The 2,747-nt window shown below is 72.6% G+C and carries 1 protein-coding gene and 1 pseudogene; both read right to left on the reverse strand.

Annotated elements, in window-relative coordinates; all coding sequences use genetic code 11:
* Positions 1–69: 69 nt before the first annotated feature.
* Positions 70–1,749: a sensor histidine kinase gene (locus B2284_RS08475; protein WP_074045524.1), complete on the reverse strand. Its 1,680-nt coding sequence runs from the start codon at positions 1,747–1,749 to the stop codon at positions 70–72.
* A 5-nt stretch (positions 1,750–1,754) separates the two neighbouring features.
* A pseudogene (locus B2284_RS08480) lies at positions 1,755–2,747 on the reverse strand (NAD-glutamate dehydrogenase domain-containing protein); the annotation flags it as partial.

The following is a 2,747-nucleotide window of genomic DNA, read 5'->3' on the forward strand; positions in this document are numbered from 1 at the left end:
CGATGGGGACGGGATTCGCACACCGGGTAATGGTTGAGAATCGAGGACTTGGGGCGCGGCTGACGTAGGTCAGTTCGACGCAGGGACTGGACGCAGACGGGCGCTGAAGTGCGCGTCGGTGCCGCCGCCCTCGAGGCGATGCCAGGCGATCTCGCCGTGCAGATCCTCGACGAACGTCGTGACGATCTGCGTCCCGAGCCCGCTGCGCACGCGTGCTGACGCACCTGTCGGCGCGTCCGGGCCGGTACCGCCACGCTCGCCGCCGGGCGCACCTCCGCGCTCGTAGCCGCGGCCGTCGTCGATCACGTGGACGTCGAGCCGGTCGCCGTCGCGACGTGCCCGCACGGTGACGTTGCCGCCGGCGTCCCCGAGGCCGTGCTCGACGGCGTTCTGCACGAGCTCGCCGAGGACCATCGCGAGGGACGTCGCGTCCTCGCTCGAGAGCACACCGAAGGAGCCGTCGAGGTGGGAGGCCACCGAGGCGTCCGAGCGGCGGGCCACGTCGATGCTCGAGGCGAGGCCGCGGGCAGCGACGTCGTCGAAGTCGACCGTGCCACCGAAGCCCTCGCTGAGCGACTCGTGAACCGCGGCGATGACGCCGACACGGCGCCCCGCGTCGGCGAGGGCCTGACGGGCCTCCTCGTCGGGCAGCCGGCGCGCCTGCAGGCGCAGCACCGCGGCCACCGTCTGCAGGTTGTTCTTGACGCGGTGATGGATCTCGCGGATCGTCGCGTCCTTCGTCAGCAGTTCGCGGTCGCGACGGCGCAGCTCGGTGATGTCGCGCAGCAGCAGCGCCGCGCCGAGGCGGCGTCCGCCGGCCACGAGCGGCACGGCACGCACCATGACGGCGGCCGAGCCGCGCCGGAACTCCGCCTGCCAGGGGGCGCGGCCCGCGAGCACGACGGTGGCCTCCTCCGGCCCGTCGCTCGCCTTGACGCCGCGTTCGTCGAGCGCGGTGGCGAGAAGCAGGCCGGGGATGTTGCTCTCCACCCCGAGCCTGCGGAGCGCCGAGACCGCGTTGGGGCTCGCGTAGGTGACGCGACCGCTCGCGTCGAGCTCGACGACACCGTCGCCGACGCGCGGCGCACCTCCCCGACCGCCCATGACGCCGCCGCCGTCGGGAAAGGTGCCCTCGGCGATCATGCGGAACAGCGCCTCCGCGAGCGCCACGTAGCGCGTCTCCAGGCGGCCGCGGCGACGCACGTTGCCCAGGCGCATGTGGCACCCGAGAACCGCGATGACGCGTCCGCCGCGCCGCACGGGCACGAGGCGCCGTGAGACCGGCTCGCCTTCGACCACGATGTCCACGCGCGTCTCCGCACCCTGGAGGCGAGCGCGATCGAGGCCCACCTGCAGATCGTTCGAACGGGCGGCGTCCTCAACGCCGTCACTCACGTCGGAGGCGTCCGCGCGGGCTTCACCCTCACGCAGCCCCCGCTCGACAGAGGTGCCTGCGCGAGCAGCAACCTCAGCGACGCCACCACGATCGGCATCGTCCTGTGTCTGCGACGAGTCGAGTTCCTGCGGCCTGGCGCCGACGAGGTCGTCGGCGAACAGGCTGACGCCCGTCGTCGGGCGTACGTGCGCCGCGACCTGCCACCCGGCGTCGCCGCGCACCCACATCATGAGGTCGCCGAAGGCGAGGTCGGCGAGCAGCTGCCAGTCGCCGACGAGCAGGTGCAGCCACTCGTGGTCGGCCTCGTCGAGTGACGAGGCCGACCCGAGGACGTCCTGCATCGTCGCGTTCACCGCGCTCAGTCGCGCTCCCCTGCCGCAGCGCGCGTCAGTGAGCGCATCGTGCGCAGCGCCACCGACATCGGGGCCAGGCGGGCCGCCGAGTTCTGCACGCCCGTCACGGCGGCGCGGGCACGCTCGACGGCGAGCGAGTGGCGCTGCGCCCACTGCTGCCAGCGCTCCTGCGTCGTCTGCGATGCCTCCGACTCGGCGAGCACATCCCGTGTGAGGTCGGCGAGCACCGCGTACGCGTCGTCGCGCACGGCGCCGCGCGCCAGCGCGTCCCAGCGGTCGTCACGCGGCAGCTCGGCGATGGCGTCGAGCATGCGGCCGAGGCCGATCTGGGCGCCGCCGTAGTAGTACGCCGCGGCGACATCCTCGACGTCCTCACCGAGGTCACGCGCGAGCTCGACGATGTCGAGCAGGACGAAGTCGTCGAGCAGGGCCGCCGCACGTCGCGCGAGCGCCGTCGGGACGCCCTCGCCGACGAGCTGGTCGACCTCGGCCTCGAACTTCTCGCGCCCGACGCCGACGACGAGGTCGGGCACCTTCGGCGACAGCTGCTGCACGGGTCCGCGGTAGCGCTCGACGAGCGTCTCGATCGGCGTGTGCTCCACCTCGTGGTGGACGAACCAGCGCGTCGCCCGGTCGAGCAGGCGGCGCAGACGCAGCAGCAGCCTTGACTGCACCTGCGTGCTGATGACGTGGTCGAGCGCCTCCACGTCGTCGATGAAGCTCTGCGCGTCGAACACCTCACGCGCGACCACGAAGGCCTTGACGATCTCCTCGGCCCGGGCGCCCGTCTCCTCGACCGCGCGGTGGACGAAGGTGATGCCGCCGCGGTTGACGAGGCCGTTGACGAGCGAGTTCGTGATGATCTCGCGCCGCAGCGGGTGGTTCTCCATCGTCGTGGCGTACGGCTCGCGCAGCGCCTCGGGGAAGTAGCCGAGCAGCTCACGCACGAGCCACGGGTCGTCGACGAGCTCGCTCGCGCCGACCTCGTTCTTCAGCCG

Source organism: Dermacoccus sp. UBA1591, assembly GCF_002322065.1.
Classification (GTDB): domain Bacteria; phylum Actinomycetota; class Actinomycetes; order Actinomycetales; family Dermatophilaceae; genus Dermacoccus; species Dermacoccus nishinomiyaensis.